Here is a 16,903-nt window from a genome sequence, read left to right on the forward strand (position 1 = left end):
TGCAGGGTGAGCCTATACCGGGTTCAGCAAGCTATACGAGGCCAACCGCAAAGCAGGACCGATCATCGAGGCTGCGCGTGGTGGGCGCACGGTAGGCGCAAGTTCTTTGAACTAGCGTGACTCAGCAAGGCGCCGATCGCGGCAGAGGCGGTCCCGCCGTGACGTCCGGCGTTGAGCCGCCATCTTTTTTGACCAGGTTTCCGAAGCACCGTTCGATTGACAGGCCATTTCGTCGTCACCCTCTGAGCTGCTGCCGGTTTGATGGACACCAAGATTAGGTGTTTCATGAAGCCGGAGGTGGGCAATGAAGAGACGGAAGTTCAGTCGCGAGTTCAAGATCGAGGCGGTCAAGCTGGTCAGGGAACGCAAGGTGTCGGTGGCGCAAGCTGGCCGCGACCTGCACGTTCATGAGAATGTTCTGCGCAAGTGGGTCAAGGAGTTCGGCTCCGATCCGGTGCAGGCCTTTCCCGGCCACGGGCAAATGAAGCCTGAGCAGCAGGAGATCGAACGGCTGCGGCGTGAGGTCGCCAAGCTGAAAGCCGAGCGGGACATCCTAAAAAAGGCCGCTGCCTACTTCGCGAAGGAAGCGACATGAAGTTCGGCTTCATCGCGAAGCACCGGGCGATCTGGCCGGTGGCATGGCTATGCGATGCGTTGGGGGTGTCGCGGTCGGGCTTCCATGCCTGGCTGAACCGCTCTCCCAGCGCCAAATCCCGCAGCGACGAAGAGCTCGGTGGCAAGGTCAAGGCCAGCTTCATGGCCAGCGACCGCACCTATGGCGCGCGCCGAGTGTGGCGTGATCTGCTTGCCGACGGGGGCGACTGTGGCCTGCACCAGATCGAACGACTGTTGCGCCTACAGGGCCTGCGGGCACGGCCGCGCCGGCGGCGCTTGCCGAAGGACAGCGGCGATCGGCAGCTCGAGACGGTGCCGGCGAACCTGCGGGACTGACAGTTTGCTGCCGAGCGGCCGAACCAGAAGTGGATCGCCGACTTCACTTATCTCTGGACAGCCGAGGGATGGCTTTATGTGGCGGCGGTGATCGACCTGTTCTCACGCCGGGTGGTGGGGTGGTCGATGAACGCCGTCATGACGGCTCAGTTGGTGACCGATGCGCTGCTGATGGCGATCTGGCGGCGGGGTGAGCCGGATGCGCTGTTGCACCACTCGGATCAGGGCAGCCAATACACAAGCGAGCAGTTCCAGAGCCTGATGGCCGACCATGGCATCGTCTGCAGCATGAGCCGTTCCGGCAACGTCTGGGACAATGCGGCGATGGAGAGCTTCTTCTCCTCGCTCAAGACCGAACGCACCGCCAGCAAACTCTACAGCACCAGAGACGAGGCACGCGCCGATGTGTTCGACTACATCGAGAGATTCTACAACCGCGCATCAGAACACCCATCTGTCTATGTTGTTGAAGAGAAGAGAGTTTGCTGATCGGGATGCGATCCTGTGGGGTATCTTGGGTTCTGTCGCGCTCCTTCGGCGATAGATTGAGCGGCAGCTGTTATCAGCGAGGCACGAGCAAAGATCCACGGGCCGTCCGATAGCGGATGGATGGCTGCGATCTCGCCGGCTTCAGCGGCGAGCCGGAGCGTCTTGGGCGCGACCTTCAGGAGCTTTGCGGCGTTGCTAAGGTTGAGCCAGGGTTCGATCCCGTCATCGGCGGGCTTGAACACCGGGAGGTGGTAGCTCGAGCGCATTGATGTGACGCGCTCGCGGGTCCAGCGATTGCCGTTGCCCGTCTTGAGGCCGTTTCGGTTGAGGAGGCCGGCAATCAGATCGTCGCTGGCGATCAGCACCAGTTGACGCACGGCTTGGATAATATCGGCGGAAGTGCTGTTGCGCTGTCCGCGCCGGCGCTTGGGCAAGCGCAACTCGCTGTGAGCGCCACCCACCCAGTGGACGATGAGGACGATCTCGGACGCCGCGTCGTCTATATCGGCCACGACCTCATGGACGAGGGTGCGTACAATGCGCTTCTTGAGACTAGCATCCGTCGTCGGCGCATCCCAGACCGTTTTGAGGTTCGAGGCCAGTACGCCGAGCGAAGCTGGATCAGCAATGGGTGCGGGCGTGGCCGCATCATGCATGGCGATCTTGCCCTCGACCTCCGCCGCGTGAGCGAGTGCCCTGTTCCAGCGCGCTTCCAGCTCACTCGCCACCAACCGGTTCGCGGGGTCAGCGGCATCGTATTGCCGGAAAGCCCGGTCGGCGGCATAGCGCGCCGCTTCCAGATCGCGACTGAGCGCATCGCGCACCTGATCCCGCCGTTCCCTGGCTCCTTCGGCGGCAGCGGTTGCAGCGGCGATAGCGCCCGGACCGACGACGCCAAGCAGTGCTTCCTCGATTGCATCATCGACACGCAATCCGCCGAAGGCGATGCAGTGAGGACCGCCATTGTCCATCCAGGCGCGGCTGCAGCTGTAGCGTGGGATATGGTGCTTCATGCCGGAGTACCGGAGTGTGAGCTTGCGGCCGCAGCGCTTGCACCGGATCAGACCGGCCAGCAGCGCGTCACCATGCTTGGGTGCGCCGTGATGCCGACCGGTGGGAACGTTGCTGCTGACCATGGTGCGGATCGCCTCGAACCTCTCCCAGCTCACATACCCGTCGTGGGTGTTGGGCTTCAGCGCCAGCCATTCGTTCCGTGTCTTGCGGCGGATCTTCACGCTCACGCCCCCGGCGCTGTATCCCGCCGCCACAGCCGTCTTACCATAGGCATAGGCGCCGCCGTAGACCGGGTTCTCAATGATCCGGTGGATGGCGGAGTAACTCGGTCGCCGCCAGGCTGTGTCGCCGTTGGACTGCTTCACTGGTAGATCGAGATTGTACTCGTGGAGCCAGCAGAGCGCCTGTCGCGCGCTGCCCAGTTCCTCGACCTTGTCGAACACCAGCTTGATCGCTTCCTGGACACGCCGATCCGGATCTTTCTCATAATGGTCGCCGGCCTTCACGAAGCCGACGGGCGCCGCCACAACCAACTCGCCCCGGCGCGCCTTCTCGTAGCGGGCTGAGAGCGAGCGTTGGCGCAACAAATCCAGTTCGTACTCGTTGAGGCTGCCCTTGAGCCCGAGCAGCAGGCGGTCGTTGCCGTGCCTTGGCGCATAGATAGTCTGCTGATCGACCAGAACGGTATCGACCACGCGGCACATCTCGATGAGTTGCTGCCAATCCCGGCTGTTGCGGGCGAAGCGCGAGACCTCGCGGGCGCAAACCGCACCAACCTTACCGAGGCAAACCTCCGCTACCATTCGCTCGAAACCGGCGCGTTGCACGCCGCCGGCGGCTGAACGACCGAGATCATCATCGATCACTTCGATCTCTGACCACCCGAGTGCCGTCAGCCGGTCCCGCATGGCGTATTGCAATGCGCTGCTCTCGCGATTGTGCAACACCTGATGTGCTGAGGATTGGCGCACGTAAAGAATCGCCTTACGCTCCATATGATGAGGCCTGACCTTGTCAGAGATCATGATCGACCCCCTTCGCGGGCGGCGTCGCTGTCATCGCAGCATGGTCGAGGATCAACTGCGTCATCAGGCTTGTGAGGCGCCCGCGCTTCCGCCGGCAGCTCCGACCATGCCGGCGCGCCGAGGGCGCCGTTCGACAGGCCGCTCCCGAACAGATCCATCTGCTGCTGCAACCGCGGTTGTCGATTGTGTCGGTATCCGCTCCCTGGCATTGCCGTCTCGCGTGACATGAGTCGCTCCCCGATTCTGGTCGTGAGAGCCTCTGGATGCGCCAGAAAGCGGGGCAGCCGATGGCGTTCGATCCTTCAACGCCAGATCGAGAAGCGCAGCGAGCGCCGCAAGTGCATCGATGCTAACAAACGGCCGAACTGTCAGAAGCTCGGCGTCAGGGCAGGCCGTCCGGTCGAACATCCATGCTGGAACTTCCAGCCAACGGTCTGCTTGCGATCCGTCCAGGGTGCAGCGAAAAACGACATCGTCAGCCTTGTCGACCGCCCCATGAACGCAAACTCGGCGACCAAACCAGGGATGATGCCGATAAAGAACCTCGCGAAGAACGGTCCTGTGGGCGTTCTCAAACGTCGTTGTACAATACGACCCGCAGGCACTCGACCATCGGCTATCTCAGCCCGGTTGAGTTCGAGCGCAAGGTGGGATTAGCTTAACCCGGTGTCCATCAAACCGGCAGCAGCTCACTCTCGCAAATATCCGCGACAGCTCGACACTTGGCTGGACCGCCAAGCCTTCTAAGCCGCCATGGGCCTAATATCCGTAAACCGCACTCCGTTTCTCAGCACCGCCCAGGTTATATCCAGGCTCGCTTGTTTCCGAAAGCGACAACGGCGACATTGTGATGGGCGCGTTCTATGAGTACTTTCGCCGACCGTTCCCAGCGGCGTGTCCCGCTCAGCTATATGGGGCTCAGTTGCGACCACGAATCCAAAGCACTATGTCGCTCGATCCAATTACGCGTCTTGGATAATACGGGTTTATCGTTCCAGCTAACATCGTAGTCAAACTTGCAGGAGGACTATTCAGAAGTTCGCCCGCAAACTTCTTTGCATCAGCTTCACTCGGAAAGGTTCTGGTTTCTCGAATGGGATATCGATTTGGCCCCTTCGATTGATTAAAGGAAACATACCAAGTGTGTCGTAGCCATGTCCGTTTCGTGCTCATCGGCCGATGATGACTATATGTTCCAAAACCGACCGACGCATGCGATGTAGCCAAGTCGGTACCGCGTTTTCAGTGGCGATCGATAACCAAGGTGGTCATAGCGCCAACATCAGGTCTTTTCCGGTTATTTGTAGTTTGATTGTGTCCGACAATTATAGAGATTTGAACCCGCAAGTTCTTGTAGTTGACCAGCGTGGCGTTCTCTGGGCCGAATCGCTCTCACATACCACCTTATGCCGATCGCAACGCTCGAACCGGGACTGAAAGGCAGGAGAGCCAAACTATGTCTCCATTAGAAGCAATCGCCCGTTGGCTGGATGACCAGGACTTGGATACGCAACTGGAGGTCGCTGCATTCGCGATATTCCTGCTCTTCGGGGAACGTGCCGTTCTCACGCTTGGTACGCCGGACCAGCTCGAAACTCTTCAACGATGGCTGACTGAACCAAAGTTGGATTCGCGGGCCGCCGCAGGTCGTGCTCTGACCTTCCGAGTCGTCTTCGAGTACTTTGCCGCGGGGCGAATTGCAAACGACGGATGGAAACAAACCGAGGAGCTGCTGATCAAGACTCTGAAACAGGCTGAACGCGACGGAAGGTTTGCGGCTGCGCGCAAGGCGCAAAGGAAGCTACAACTATTGCCAGCTCGAAAGGAGAACTGGTTTCGTGTTGCGAAATCCTGGAATGGCTTGGCGGCGACTTATTTAACACGCCAGGCTCTTATTGGAGCGCCAGCGAGATGCGACTTGAGAGGAATTTCAAGTGGTGAATGTCCTCCCTTGGTGCCCACGGCGGCTGCTAAAACCGGCATGCCAAGTGCATGAGCAGTTTTCGCACGGCCCGCTTTGTGATACCCAGTGATCTCCTGCTCTACCGACGTCTGGTTCGCGCGCTACACATCGTGGACGCCACCGAGCGGGCCGCCGCCTCAAGCGGTGGACCTTGTACGGCGTACTTCGGCCGAGCACATCAAGCGATCGAACATTGACGGGACCGGCCATTGCGCTGGCGTTCCGCTCGTGGTTGACCGCTTCGTCCCCGATCCCGCCCCGTACGACGGGCCTTGCGGGTTGTCTGTCCTCACGCACAACCGCCATCCACTAGCCACATTGACGGCAGATATGGCCACACTCGCGATACGAGCGCTGCGGTTTTGAACGACGGCGGAAGTGATGCTCATGCGCGATGCTCCTCATGCGCGGCGTCGAAAATGATCTTAATCAGCCTAAAGAACGTGAGCGGATGTTTGCGTATGAGTTCTGTGGTTGCCATCGCACATGGCCTCCGCGTTGGCGGTAGTTTCCCCGAATGCGGCGAGCTTGTCGGAGGGGGCGGCAGACCGAAGAGCGGCTTGGAAAGCCGGTGTGATTTGAGCCTGTCCATCGCAGCGCGCCTCCTCAGGCGATTGTGAGTGACTGGCCCTTCGAAGATAACTTCTGTTTTCGAGGCGGCGGCCTATCCATAGGCACCGATCGGCCAATTAGGAGTGGTTGCGATCTCCCCTCACACCATTGCCTGCGTGTGACTTGGTGGCGTTCTCCAAAGCCCTCTTCGCAGCTTCCACGGTATCGCTTCGGCGAGGGCCGCCTTGCGCGGTGCGATGGAGGGTGAAGACATAGGCGTATGACTGACCATACGCCTAATTCGAAGGTCTCCCGGCTGGAAGTTGTCTCGACGGGCGCTCGACGCCGTTGGACATTGGAAGAAAAGCAGCGGATCGTTGCCGAGAGCTATGGCGGGCCACGATTGGTGTCAGTGACGGCTCGGCGCAACGGGTTGTCTGCGAGCCAATTGTTCACGTGGCGCCGGTTGGCGCGCGAGGATCGGCTGAGCGGGGATGCCGCGCCGGCGCTTATTCCTGTGGAGATCGCCTTTACGCCGGCTCCGGCCTCGACGCGCACACCGCAGCCGCCGTCATCGCCTCCTGCGCAGCGCGCAAGAGTTGGAATAATTGAGATTGAGCTTAGCGGCGGCTGTCGCGTTCGCGTTGACCGGGATGTTGACGCCGCGGCACTGCAGCGGGTGCTTGAGCTTCTGAGGCGGCAATGATCCCGATCCCGAGCGGCATCAGGGTCTGGATCGCCACCGGCCACACCGACATGCGCCGCGGGATGCAAAGTCTGGCCCTGACGGTTCAGGAGAGCTTGAAGCGCGATGCTCATGCCGGCGACCTCTATATCTTCCGGGGGCGCCGCGGCGATCTGGTCAAGATTTTATGGCATGGTGTGCTGCAGAGCATGAAGGAGGTGAATAACCGAATTTAATGCGTACAGCTTTATGAGAGATGGAGGATGGCCCTCCTGCATCGGCGTTTCAGGCGCAGATGCAAAACCACGACACTGTGGCTTCGCTTAAAAGGCGCGGTCATGAGCAAGTGTTGCAAAAGTCCCGGGTTTACGGGGCAGGTAAGTATCCAGAAGGCGAGCGAAAGCGAATCTTCCGATGACGCGTCGAAAATTATTTAGACGTCGCCAAAATCAGGGGCGCGTGCCATCCCTGAGATCAATCCGTGAGACGCCTGGATTACTGCGCGGATGGCGACCGGCGTTTAGGGGACGCGATCTGGATACAGGCTCTTGTAGAGAACTGCAGGAACCAGTCGTTGTGATGCCAAGGGAGAAGTTCAAGCGGCGCACACCGCGAGACGAGAGTACCGAAGCACAACACTGGGGCGGATCGGCTCGTAGTAGTGATGAAGGTGCTGTAATGGAACTGGAGCGAAGGGGCCGAAACAAGTGGGTTGCGCCCATATGCAACTGTGATGAGCAGGAGGACATGTGAGTGTAACCGGACGCAAGCAGTACGATATCGACAAGCAGACAGTGATGAAGGCCTACAAACTGGTCAAAGCCAATGCGGGCGCGGCCGGCGTGGATAAGGTGTCGCTCGAAGCATTTGAGAAGGACTTGAAGGGCAACCTTTACAAGGTCTGGAATCGCATGTCTTCTGGCAGCTACTTTCCACCTGCCGTTCGGGCTGTCCCCATTCCCAAGAGGAACGGCGGACAACGCATTCTAGGTGTGCCGACAGTAGCAGATCGCGTGGCGCAGACGGTCGTCAAGCTGCAGATTGAACGAGCACTCGAGGAAATCTTCCTTCCCGATTCCTACGGCTACCGGCCCGGAAAATCCGCGCTGGACGCCGTCGGCGTCACCCGGCAACGGTGCTGGAAGATGAACTGGGTGCTGGAGTTCGACATCAAAGGCCTGTTCGACAATATCAGCCACAAGTTGCTTATGAAGGCCGTCAGGAAGCATGTGCAAGACGAATGGGCTCTGCTCTACATCGAACGCTGGCTAACAGCGCCGATGCAAGACAGAGACGGAGCGATCACCGCTCGCGACCGGGGCACACCCCAAGGCGGCGTGATCAGTCCCGTCCTTGCCAATTTGTTCTTGCATTATGCGTTCGATACATGGATGGCGCGGAACTTCCCGCAGTCGCCGTGGTGTCGATACGCGGACGACGGGCTCGTTCATTGCCGAACCAAGGCTGAAGCGGAAGCCATCAAGGCGGCGCTGCAAGCAAGGTTTAAGGAATGCGAACTCGAAATGCATCCCGACAAGACCAAGTTCGTCTACTGCAAAGACAGCAACCGCCCGGGTAGCCATGCCAGTCAGTCATTTGACTTTCTGGGATTTACCTTTCGACCGCGCAGGGCAAGAAACCATCAGAAGAAAGAAAACTTCTGTACGTTCTCGCCAGCGGTCAGCAGGGCGGCGATGAAGTCTATGCGTATGACGATCCGGCAGCTCCGGCTCAGGCTTCGCTCGCAGACGGAAGTCGACGCAATTGCCTTGGAACTGAATCCCGTCCTTCGTGGGTGGATGCAGTACTACGGCAGATATGGGCGGTCTGAAATGCACAACCTGTATCGATACGTCGACGAATCTCTTAACCGCTGGGCGCGACGCAAATACAAAGGGCTGAAGAATGGAAAAGTCAGAGCCTCCACCTGGCTCAGATTGATCCGCTGCCGCAGGCCGAAGCTGTTCGCTCATTGGGCGATGTTGAGTTCTGCTTCGTTACTTGTTGAGAGCCGTATGACGTGAGAGCGTCACGTACGGTTCGGAGAGCGGCTCCGGGTGCAACTCCCGGGGCCGACTCACCACGGGTTAGGCATGTCGCTCTATGCCAAACGCCTGGACCGCGGCAAGTTCATCTGGCCCTCAGCATCCGCTGGTGCGGTGTCAATCTCGGCGGCGCAGATGGCCTATATGCTGGAAGGAATTGACTGGAGGAATCCACAACTAAGCTGGAGGCCGCAGAGCGCAGGTTGAACGAAAGAAATCTGCGGTTGCTGGCATTTTGGGGAGTCACAACGCGCTCGATATGTGATTCACTGCGTTGCATGGATGCTGATCGTGACGCTGTTCCGGATGACATTGCGGCTCTGAAAGAGGCGTTGGCGGTCGAGCGCGCGAAGGCGTTAGAGGTTGTAGCGGAGCTCGCGGTCGCCCGCGCGAAGGCCTCGGAAGACGGCGCGCTGATCGCCCAGCAGAAGCTGCGGATTGCCAAGCTTGAGCGTCAGATCTACGGTCAACGGTCAGAGCGGTCATCGCGACTGATCGACCAATTGGCGCTGACATTCGAAGAGCTGGAAGCTGATGCCACAGAGGACGAGCTGGCGGCGGAACGAGCTGTCGCGAGGACGACGACGGTACGCGGATTTATACGCAAGCGCGCCGAGCGCCAGACGTTCCCCGAGCATCTCCCACGCGAGCGGGTGGTGATCGATCCGCCGACGGTTTGTGGCTGCTGTGGCGGGGCGCGGCTGCGCAAGCTGGGCGAAGACGTGACCCGGACCCTGGAGGCGATCCCGCGCCAATGGAAGGTGGTCGAAACGGTGCGCGAAAAGTTCACCTGCCGGGATTGCGAGAAAATCAGCCAAGCGCCGGCGCCGTTCCATGTGATTGCGCGGGGGTGGGCGGGACCGAGCTTGCTCGCGATGATTCTGTACGAGAAGTTCGGCCAGCATCAGCCGTTGAACCGTCAGGCCGAGCGCTATGCCCTTGAAGGCGTGCCGATCAGCCTCTCGACCATGGCCGACGCCGTAGGGGCGTGCTGCACGGTGTTGGAGCCGCTGTCGCGGCTATTGGAAGCCCACGTCATGGCAGCCGAACGCCTCCATGGCGACGACACCACCGTGCCTGTGCTGGCCTTGGGCGAGTGCGATGTCGCTCGATGCTGGGTCTACGTGAAGGACGACCGCCCCTTCGGCGGCTCAGATCCGCCGGCGGCGATGTTTTATTACTCGCGCGATCGAAGTGGTGAGCATCCGCAGGCGCATCTGGTGCGCGGCGGCGATCAGGGCGCTCTCATCCTGATTGTCGCGCTATACAGCTGGTCCGCTTCGGCCTCCAGCATGGTGTTCAGTGTCTCTTCCACCGTCCCGCGGACCATCTCGCCCAGGTGATCTCGAATCCGGGCCTCATCAATTTGGATCACCTGACCCATGGCATTCCCATCGTTCATTCAAAGCTCCTTCATGGGTCGTCTATGCCAAACCGCCATTCGGCGGGCCCGAACAGGTGCTGGCTTATCTCGGCCGCTATACGCATCGCGTCGCCATCGCCAACAGTAGGCTGATCTCGCTTGCCGACGGCAAGGTGAGCTTTTCAAGGACTATCGGCAGAATCGTAAAGCCAAAGTGATGATGCTTGATGCCGATGAGTTCATTCGTCGCTTTCTCCTGCACACCCTGCCGGACGGCTTCCACCGCATCCGCCACTATGGCTTCCTCGCCAATGGCGGACGCAACGATAAAATCGCTTTCTGCCGTCAACTCCTTGCTGTCCGCAGCGCTCCGACTGATCAAGAAGCCGGCGCCGATCCCCTCACCAAATGCGAGATCCCCGTCTGCCCGCATTGTGGCGGCACCATGCGGCGCGTCGATATCGTCCCGCGAGCCTGCGCGCGCGGCCAGCCGTTTCGTTGTGATACGTCATGACCAGCGTCAGTACCATCCACCGCTTCCGTGATCACCTTCTTGGTGGCAACGTCCGAAGTCGCCGTGGCCGCGCTCGTCACCGAACACCCCGCCAATCGTTCGGCAGCGCATCCCAGCGCAGCAAATCGCTCGCTGGATCGCGCCCTTGGCCCGATCAATCGGGCCCCTCACATCCGATGAATGACTCGCGGACGCGCGGCGACTACAGGCGCGCCTCTCCCGCAGCTGCACCCGCTGCACTATTCCCATAGCGCCAACAACTCCGCAGCTCCGTTCAATCCGGCTTCTATGAGGTCGCACGCACGACAGAGCGCGCGGCTCGCGCCTGCCACGCGACCTCACAGAACCCTCAAGATTCCGTCGAATCGCCAACCATGATTCCGTGATCGCATGGGAGGTGGCGATGCGACCGAAGAAGCACAGGACGACGGGGTCGGGCGATCTGTTCCGGGCCAGGCTGGACCAAATCATCAATATGAAGCACGAGCTGGTTCAGCTCGTCGGCAAGGTCGATTGGGACTGGATCGACGGCGAGATCGCGCCGCTCTATAGCGAGAATGGTCGGCCCGGCATCGCGACCCGCTTCATGATCGGGCTGTTGCTGCTCAAGCACATTTACGGGCTGTCCGATGAGGGGGTGTGCGAGCGCTGGGTCCACGACCCATATTTCCAGTACTTCACCGGCGAAGAGTTCTTCCAGCACGCATTCCCGCACGAGCGCTCGGACCTGAGCCACTGGCGCAAGCGGCTCGGCGACAAGCTGGAGCTGTTGCTGGCCGAGAGCTTGCGGGTGGCACACGAGGCCGGCGCGTTACGCAGCCAGGACCTCAAGCGGGTCACAGTCGGTCGAGTAGCCCCGGGGAGTTTCGCCCCGAGGCTCTCACGAAACCGGACGTGAACCTCTCGATTCATCCGGCTTCTATCTTCCAGCCGCAGGTCGAATGCCGACTCGCCACAAATAGAGCAGTTTCGGATCGCGCTGCGCGAGCCGTCCCAGCCAATATACTGAGGCGACTTTCCGGCCTTTCAACCGCTTGTACTTCCGCCTCGCCCAACGGGCGAGCGCGTCGTTAACGTGACGAAGGACGTTGACACATTCCGTGCGGTAAAACCGTCCGTAATAGTTCAGCCATCCTTGCACGACAGGATCAATCAGCTTGGAGAGTCCTTCAAGACTCCAGTGGTTTCGCGTCGAACCCAGTCGCCATGAGCGAATGGTTTGTCGGATTCCTTTGGCAGCCTTGTTGCTGATTGCCGGGAGGAAGTTAAGGAACTTCTTGCCCACAAGGATTCCGTCTTCTCTTTCCACAGGAGCTTGCAGCCACCGCTTTACGTAGAGACGAACCCAGCTCAGTTCCGTGTGGTGGGCGACGGCCTTTTCGATCAGGTGCCAAGGAATCGAGTCGAAGAATGACTTGATATCAAGGTCGATAACCCAGTCGAATTTCCAGCAACGCTTTCGCGCTGTCCCCACTGGCGTCAAGCGCCGAGCGGCCGGGCCGATAGCCGTAAGAGTCGGGATGGAATATTCGTTCCATCGTCGGCTCCATCACCATCTTTGCAACCGTCTGAGCCACGCGGTCAGCTATAGAGGGTATTTCTAACGGACGCTTCCCTCCATTCGCCTTGGGAATTTCCACGAGACGGACGGGAGGCGGAAAGTATGTCCCCGACGACATTCGATTCCAGACCTTGTAGAGATTTCTCTTCAAGTCCTTTTCGAATTTCTCGATGGAGACCCCGTCCACACCCGCCGCCCCGCGGTGCGCTTTCACCTGTTTCCAAGCCTCCCAAACGAGATGTTTGGGTATCTGATACGGCTTTGCCTCAGTCATCGGCTCCTCCCGTTTCCGGTTGGCCTGTGACTTTGACTGGAAGATCGGGTCCCTTCGCTGCGCCCGCATTACCGGGCCGCATCACTATTACGAACCCGTTCGCCCCTGCGTCGCGCATTGGTACTCTGCCCTCGGCGGGTCCGCCGCCTTTGGGGTCTCCCTTGGCATCGCGACGCAGGTTCCCATGATCCACGCAAGAGCCTGCCATCGGGATCACGCCGCCTCTACACCGGTTGCTGCCCGGCCAATAGGCAGGCTCTCGCCGCGCTTGATCCCAGGAGGTAGTATCGCCCCTGGTTTCGACAACACTTGAACTGTACTTTCGATGCGTCATCGGCGGTTTACTTGCGTTCGTCTTCCCGTAGCTCACCTGACGGGCTGATCGCCCGCCTTTTCCAGCAACGCTTACCATCTCAGCCATTGAGCTAACTAATGCAGCTTGTGGCGGTTTGGACTCTGATCCTGCAATCCGAGTCCGAGGGGCCTGCCCTCATCTCTTGCGCAGCAAGGCTGCTCTGAAGATGGTCTACATACTCAACCTCCTTCTTCGCGCCGTCATGGCGCACATACCACCGTGCAGCCGAAGGCGATCACCTTCCCGACCGATGCCAAGCTCTTGCACGCGGCGATCAAGGGGCTCAACCATCTGGCGAGGAAGCACGGGGGCAAACTGCGGCAGTCCTATCTTCGCATTGCGAAAACCGCGACAATGATGGCGGGACGCTACGCCCATGCCAAGCAATTCAAGCGGCAACAGCGGCAGTTGCGCATCCTGCGCAGCCGACTGGGCCGGATCATGCGCGATATCCGCCGCAAGATCGAAGGTCAGGCTGTGCTTGAGAACACGTTCGCCCTCCCGCTCAGCCGGGCCTCGCAGATCCGCTCGCAGCAGCAGCGCCAGCGCGGCTTCAAGCTTTATTCCTTCCACGCACCCGAGGTGGAGTGCATCGGCAAAGGCAAAGCAGCCGCGCCTTACGAGTTCGGCGTCAAAGCCTCCATCGTCACCAACAACCGCCGTTCTCCCGGGGGCCTGTTCGTGCTGCACGCCAGGGCGCTACCCGATAACCCGTACGACGGTCACACCTTGCGGGACGTCATCGACCGCACCGAGACACTCACCGGCTGCGCGATCGAGCGGGCCTATGTCGACAAGGGATACCGCGGCCACGACGCACAAAATCCCCGACGGATCTTCATCTCCGGCCAGAAGCGCGGCGTCTTCGGTGTCATCAAGCGCGAGCTGCGCCGCCGCTCCGCCATCGAACCCATCATCGGACACCTGAAGGCCGATGGTCACCTCGGCCGCTGCTACCTCAAAGGCCGCGCCGGCGATGCGGCTAGAGCATTTTCTGACCTGGCGGAATCGGAAGGGATTCCCTTGTGAGGCAAATCGTGATTCACCCTGAGGGCTGGTGATGGAGGCCAGCCCCCATGGCTAAGCCGCTCTCGCCGGACCTTCGCCTTCGCATTATTCGGGCTGTGGAAGAGGAAGGCATGAGCTGTCGGGGCGCCGCCGGCCGGTTCGGCGTAGCGCCATCGACAGCGATCGAACTGGTCAACGAATGGCGCAGCACCGGCGCTTGTGAGGCGGGAGCGCAGGGCGGAGACAGACGTTCAGCTCGGATCGAGGGTCATGCTGCGGAGATCCTCTCCCTGGTCAAGGCTACGCCTGACATGACGCTGGCCGAGATCGCTGACCATCTCCTCAAAGTCCACGGCGAGCGTTTCGTGCCGAGCGTGGTCTGGCGATTCTTCGATCGCCGCAACATCACGTTCAAAAAAAACATCGCACGCCAGCGAGCAGGATCGGCCGGACGTGGCCGCTGAACGCGCGGCGTGGAAGGCATCTCAGCCTGAGATCGGCATTCATCGGTTGGTGTTTATCGACGAGACGGGAGCCTCGACCAAGATGGCGCGGCGCTATGGCCGCTCGCCGTACGGCCAGCGCTGTGTCGCAGCGCTCCCGCATGGTCATTGGAAGACGACGACCTTCGTCGGCGCGCTCAGAGCGACCGGCATGACTGCGCCGATGGTCCTTGACGGTCCCATGGATGGTCGTACGCATACGACGAGGACCGCGTGATGGACGCATGCGCGCGGGTACGGCGAGCTCTATGATGGCGTTGCGTGAAGGTCAGGCGGCCTGCTGATCGGCGGGCTTGTCGGCTTGGCGCAGGAGCTTCCATTCCCAGGGCAGCAATTCGTGCAGACGCGATGCGGGAAGATCGGCGATACGGGCGAGGACGTCGGCGAGCCAGGCTTTCGGATCGACGTCGTTGAGACGACAGGTCGTGATCATCGTCAGCATGATGGCGGCACGGTCGGCACCACGCTGGCTGCCGGCGAAGGTCCAGTTGCGCCTTCCCAAGGCGATGCCTCTCAATGCGCGCTCAGCACAATTGTTGGTCAAGCAGATCCTGCCATCGTCGAGGAAGCGGGCGAAGTCGTCCCAGCGCCTGAGCATGTAATTCATAGGCTTCAGGACCTCGGAGGAGCGAGAGAGGGTTTCGCGCTCACGCAGCAACCAGGCGTGCATGTCCCCGAGGAGCGGCTTGCTCTTTTCCTGGCGCACGGCGCGCCGCTCTTCGGCGCCGCAGCCGTTAATGGCGCGCTCGATCTCGAACAACACATCCAGGCGCCTGACCGCCTCCAGCGCGATCGGAGAGACCGGTTTACCTCTCTTGCCTTCCCGGGCATTCTTCTCGATGTCAGCCAGCTCGAAGAAGCCCCGCCGCGCATGGGCGAAGCAAAACGCCGGCGTAATCGGCAGCACCTTCTTCTGCGGGTCGAACAGCGGCTCGAAGCCGTTGTAGCAATCGGCTTGCAGGATGCCGGCGAAGGCGGCCAGATGCTTCTGCGGATGCTCGCCTCGTCGGTCGCTCGAGGCGTAATAGACCGCCGCCGGCGGCGCAGGCCCGGCAAAGGGCCGGTCATCCCGCACATAAGTCCAGATCCGCCCGGTCGTGCACTTGCCCTTCGCCAGGATACGGATGGTGGTGTCATCGCCATGAAGGCGCTCAGCAGCGAGCACATGGCGTTCGATCAAGTGGAAGAGTGGCATGACGGCGAAGGTCCCGTGGCCGACCTGGTCGGCCAGCGTCGACAGCGGCAAATCGATCCTCTCGGCCTTAAAGCGCGCACTCTGGCGGTTGAGCGGGATATGCATGCCGAACTTGTCGAACAGGATCGTCGCCAGCAATTGTGGGCCGATGAAGCCGCGCGGCGTGGCATGGAACGGCGCAGGCGGCTGGCTGATCTTCTCGCAATCGCGGCAGGTGAACTTCTCGCACACTGTCTCGATGACCTTGAAGCGACGCGGGATCTCCTCCAGCGTCTTGGTCACATCCTCGCCGACCTTCGCCAGCCGCGATCCGCCGCAGCAGGCGCAGCTCGTCGGAGCGTCAATGACGACGCGCTCGTGTTCGATGTCGTCCGGCCAAGGCTTGCGCACCGGCCGCTTGCGCGTGAAGGGGCGGACGTTCTGCGTCTTCGCCGCTGCGGCCTGCGCCGCAAGCTCATCCTCGCTCGCCGTGGCGACGAGGTCTTCGAGCTCCAGTTCCAACTGCTCGAGCAGCCGCGCCGTGCGCTCGGAGCGCTGCCCGTACAGTTCGCGTTTGAGCTTCTCGATCCGCAGCTCGAGATGCGCGACCAGCGCCTCGTTGTTCGACAGCTCCGCCTGCGCGCTGGCAGCCATCGCCTCAGCTCGCAGCCGCGCCTCACGCTCGGCCTGCAGCGCCGCCAGGGCACTGACAAGGTCCGATGGAAGATCGTCCGGCTTTGATATCACGAAGCCATTGAATCAGATCAAGCAGCAGATTCAAACCTGCAAAACGACTAACCGACCCGCGTCGGACGCTGGGTTTCTTGAGGGTTGCGCCAATCGATCCCGGACAACAGATAGCTCAATTGCGCCGGAGAGATCGTTACCGATTCACCGGCAACCGATGGCCAGATGAACCTTCCTCTCTCGAGTCTTTTGGTAAACAAGCATGCTCCCTGGCCATCGTGCCAGATCATCTTCACAAGATCGCTGCGGCGACCGCGGAAGACGAACAGATGACCGCTGAGCGGGTCTTTGCGCAACACCTCCTGCACTTGGAGTGCCAACGACGGAAAGCCTCTGCGCATATCCGTGTAGCCTGTCGCGAGCCACACTCGCGCGCCTGTCGGAACCGGGATCATCGGCGCACCAGGGCATCGAGAACTCGCCGCAGCGCGTCTCCATCAACGTCACCGTCGACCCGGATGCGGTGTCCGCTACCGAGATCAATCTCGATGATGCCCTGGCTCCTCCGTCGACGCGCCGGCGCCGTCGTCAATGGCGCTTCGGCCACATCCCGGTAAGCGGCAAGGAAACCCCGTCTGGCGGAGTGGTAAGCGATCGGCTATCGGCTGCTGAGTTTGTGAGCCGATGTGAGCTTCTATGTCTGCGCCTAGTTCTGGAACTAGAACCTTCCATATGATCGA

General features: G+C 60.7%; 12 protein-coding genes and 5 pseudogenes. 12 read left to right on the top strand and 5 right to left on the bottom strand.

Translation table 11 applies throughout. The features are described 5' to 3' along the window. Nucleotides 1-304 precede the first annotated feature (304 nt). A pseudogene (locus AC066Y_RS39790) lies at nucleotides 305-1,440 on the top strand (IS3 family transposase). On the opposite strand, the gene AC066Y_RS39795 reads toward AC066Y_RS39790, so the two are convergent. Beyond that, nucleotides 1,410-3,479: a recombinase family protein gene (locus tag AC066Y_RS39795; RefSeq protein WP_478278616.1), complete on the bottom strand. Its 2,070-nt coding sequence runs from the start codon at nucleotides 3,477-3,479 to the stop codon at nucleotides 1,410-1,412. The pseudogene AC066Y_RS39790 and the gene AC066Y_RS39795 sit on opposite strands and share 31 nt — an antisense overlap. A 1,456-nt stretch (nucleotides 3,480-4,935) precedes the next feature. Between AC066Y_RS39795 and AC066Y_RS39800 the strand changes: the two genes are divergently transcribed. From AC066Y_RS39800 to AC066Y_RS39835, 8 genes and pseudogenes are all read left to right on the top strand, one after another. Beyond that, the gene (locus tag AC066Y_RS39800; protein ID WP_478278617.1) at nucleotides 4,936-5,475 is read left to right on the top strand and encodes a hypothetical protein; all 540 of its coding nucleotides are present in this window, start codon (nucleotides 4,936-4,938) and stop codon (nucleotides 5,473-5,475) included. Nucleotides 5,476-6,274: 799 nt separating this feature from the next. Then, nucleotides 6,275-6,700, top strand: a complete 426-nt coding sequence (gene tnpA, locus AC066Y_RS39805; RefSeq protein WP_478278618.1) for an IS66-like element accessory protein TnpA — start codon at nucleotides 6,275-6,277, stop codon at nucleotides 6,698-6,700. Next, entirely contained in the window at nucleotides 6,697-6,915 is a 219-nt protein-coding gene (gene tnpB, locus AC066Y_RS39810) for an IS66 family insertion sequence element accessory protein TnpB (protein WP_478278619.1), read from the top strand. Before tnpA ends, tnpB (AC066Y_RS39810) begins: the two co-directional genes overlap by 4 nt. A 561-nt stretch (nucleotides 6,916-7,476) precedes the next feature. Further along, nucleotides 7,477-8,703 carry a group II intron reverse transcriptase/maturase gene (ltrA, locus tag AC066Y_RS39815; protein ID WP_176535508.1) on the top strand — a complete coding sequence of 409 codons (1,227 nt, stop codon included), beginning with the start codon at nucleotides 7,477-7,479 and terminating at the stop codon, nucleotides 8,701-8,703. Between the two features lie 33 nt (nucleotides 8,704-8,736). Beyond that, the gene (tnpB, locus tag AC066Y_RS39820) at nucleotides 8,737-8,931 is read left to right on the top strand and encodes an IS66 family insertion sequence element accessory protein TnpB (RefSeq protein ID WP_478278620.1); all 195 of its coding nucleotides are present in this window, start codon (nucleotides 8,737-8,739) and stop codon (nucleotides 8,929-8,931) included. A 71-nt stretch (nucleotides 8,932-9,002) separates the two neighbouring features. Beyond that, nucleotides 9,003-9,944: pseudogene (gene tnpC, locus AC066Y_RS39825) on the top strand (IS66 family transposase); the annotation flags it as partial. Between the two features lie 196 nt (nucleotides 9,945-10,140). Then, nucleotides 10,141-10,601, top strand: a pseudogene (locus tag AC066Y_RS39830) (IS91 family transposase); the annotation flags it as partial. A 403-nt stretch (nucleotides 10,602-11,004) separates the two neighbouring features. Continuing rightward, nucleotides 11,005-11,445: pseudogene (locus tag AC066Y_RS39835) on the top strand (transposase); the annotation flags it as partial. 75 nt (nucleotides 11,446-11,520) lie between these two features. Here the strand turns inward: AC066Y_RS39835 and AC066Y_RS39840 are convergent. Continuing rightward, nucleotides 11,521-12,075, bottom strand: coding sequence for a group II intron maturase-specific domain-containing protein (locus tag AC066Y_RS39840; RefSeq protein WP_478278621.1), 555 nt, complete (start codon nucleotides 12,073-12,075; stop codon nucleotides 11,521-11,523). Beyond that, entirely contained in the window at nucleotides 12,023-12,436 is a 414-nt protein-coding gene (locus AC066Y_RS39845) for a hypothetical protein (RefSeq protein ID WP_478278622.1), read from the bottom strand. Before AC066Y_RS39845 ends, AC066Y_RS39840 begins: the two co-directional genes overlap by 53 nt. 562 nt (nucleotides 12,437-12,998) lie before the next feature. On the opposite strand from AC066Y_RS39845, the pseudogene AC066Y_RS39850 reads away from it, so the two are divergent. The 3 genes and pseudogenes from AC066Y_RS39850 to AC066Y_RS39860 all read left to right on the top strand — a co-directional run. Continuing rightward, nucleotides 12,999-13,775: pseudogene (locus tag AC066Y_RS39850) on the top strand (IS5 family transposase); the annotation flags it as partial. 92 nt (nucleotides 13,776-13,867) lie between these two features. Further along, nucleotides 13,868-14,263 (top strand): transposase, encoded by a 396-nt coding sequence (locus AC066Y_RS39855; RefSeq protein WP_234633845.1) that lies wholly within the window; start codon nucleotides 13,868-13,870, stop codon nucleotides 14,261-14,263. Further along, nucleotides 14,253-14,519, top strand: coding sequence for a transposase (locus tag AC066Y_RS39860; RefSeq protein ID WP_478278623.1), 267 nt, complete (start codon nucleotides 14,253-14,255; stop codon nucleotides 14,517-14,519). Before AC066Y_RS39855 ends, AC066Y_RS39860 begins: the two co-directional genes overlap by 11 nt. Nucleotides 14,520-14,570: 51 nt before the next feature. On the opposite strand, the gene tnpC (AC066Y_RS39865) is transcribed toward AC066Y_RS39860, so the two are convergent. Next, nucleotides 14,571-16,223, bottom strand: coding sequence for an IS66 family transposase (gene tnpC, locus AC066Y_RS39865; RefSeq protein ID WP_478278624.1), 1,653 nt, complete (start codon nucleotides 16,221-16,223; stop codon nucleotides 14,571-14,573). A 47-nt stretch (nucleotides 16,224-16,270) separates the two neighbouring features. Then, a complete protein-coding gene (gene tnpB, locus AC066Y_RS39870; protein WP_165124204.1) occupies nucleotides 16,271-16,618 on the bottom strand; it encodes an IS66 family insertion sequence element accessory protein TnpB in 348 nt (115 codons plus the stop codon). Between the last annotated feature and the right edge of the window lie 285 nt (nucleotides 16,619-16,903).

The organism is Bradyrhizobium sp. USDA3010 (assembly GCF_056429065.1).

Excerpts from the sequence above, each read along its gene's own strand:
- tnpB (WP_478278619.1), top strand. The coding sequence starts at position 6,697 with ATGATCCCGATCCCGAGCGGCATCAGGGTCTGGATCGCCACCGGCCAC.
- AC066Y_RS39795 (WP_478278616.1), bottom strand. The coding sequence starts at position 3,479 with ATGATCTCTGACAAGGTCAGGCCTCATCATATGGAGCGTAAGGCGATT.
- ltrA (WP_176535508.1), top strand. The coding sequence starts at position 7,477 with ATGAAGGCCTACAAACTGGTCAAAGCCAATGCGGGCGCGGCCGGCGTG.
- AC066Y_RS39845 (WP_478278622.1), bottom strand. The coding sequence starts at position 12,436 with ATGACTGAGGCAAAGCCGTATCAGATACCCAAACATCTCGTTTGGGAG.
- AC066Y_RS39800 (WP_478278617.1), top strand. The coding sequence starts at position 4,936 with ATGTCTCCATTAGAAGCAATCGCCCGTTGGCTGGATGACCAGGACTTG.
- tnpB (WP_165124204.1), bottom strand. The coding sequence starts at position 16,618 with ATGATCCCGGTTCCGACAGGCGCGCGAGTGTGGCTCGCGACAGGCTAC.
- tnpA (WP_478278618.1), top strand. The coding sequence starts at position 6,275 with ATGACTGACCATACGCCTAATTCGAAGGTCTCCCGGCTGGAAGTTGTC.
- AC066Y_RS39855 (WP_234633845.1), top strand. The coding sequence starts at position 13,868 with ATGGCTAAGCCGCTCTCGCCGGACCTTCGCCTTCGCATTATTCGGGCT.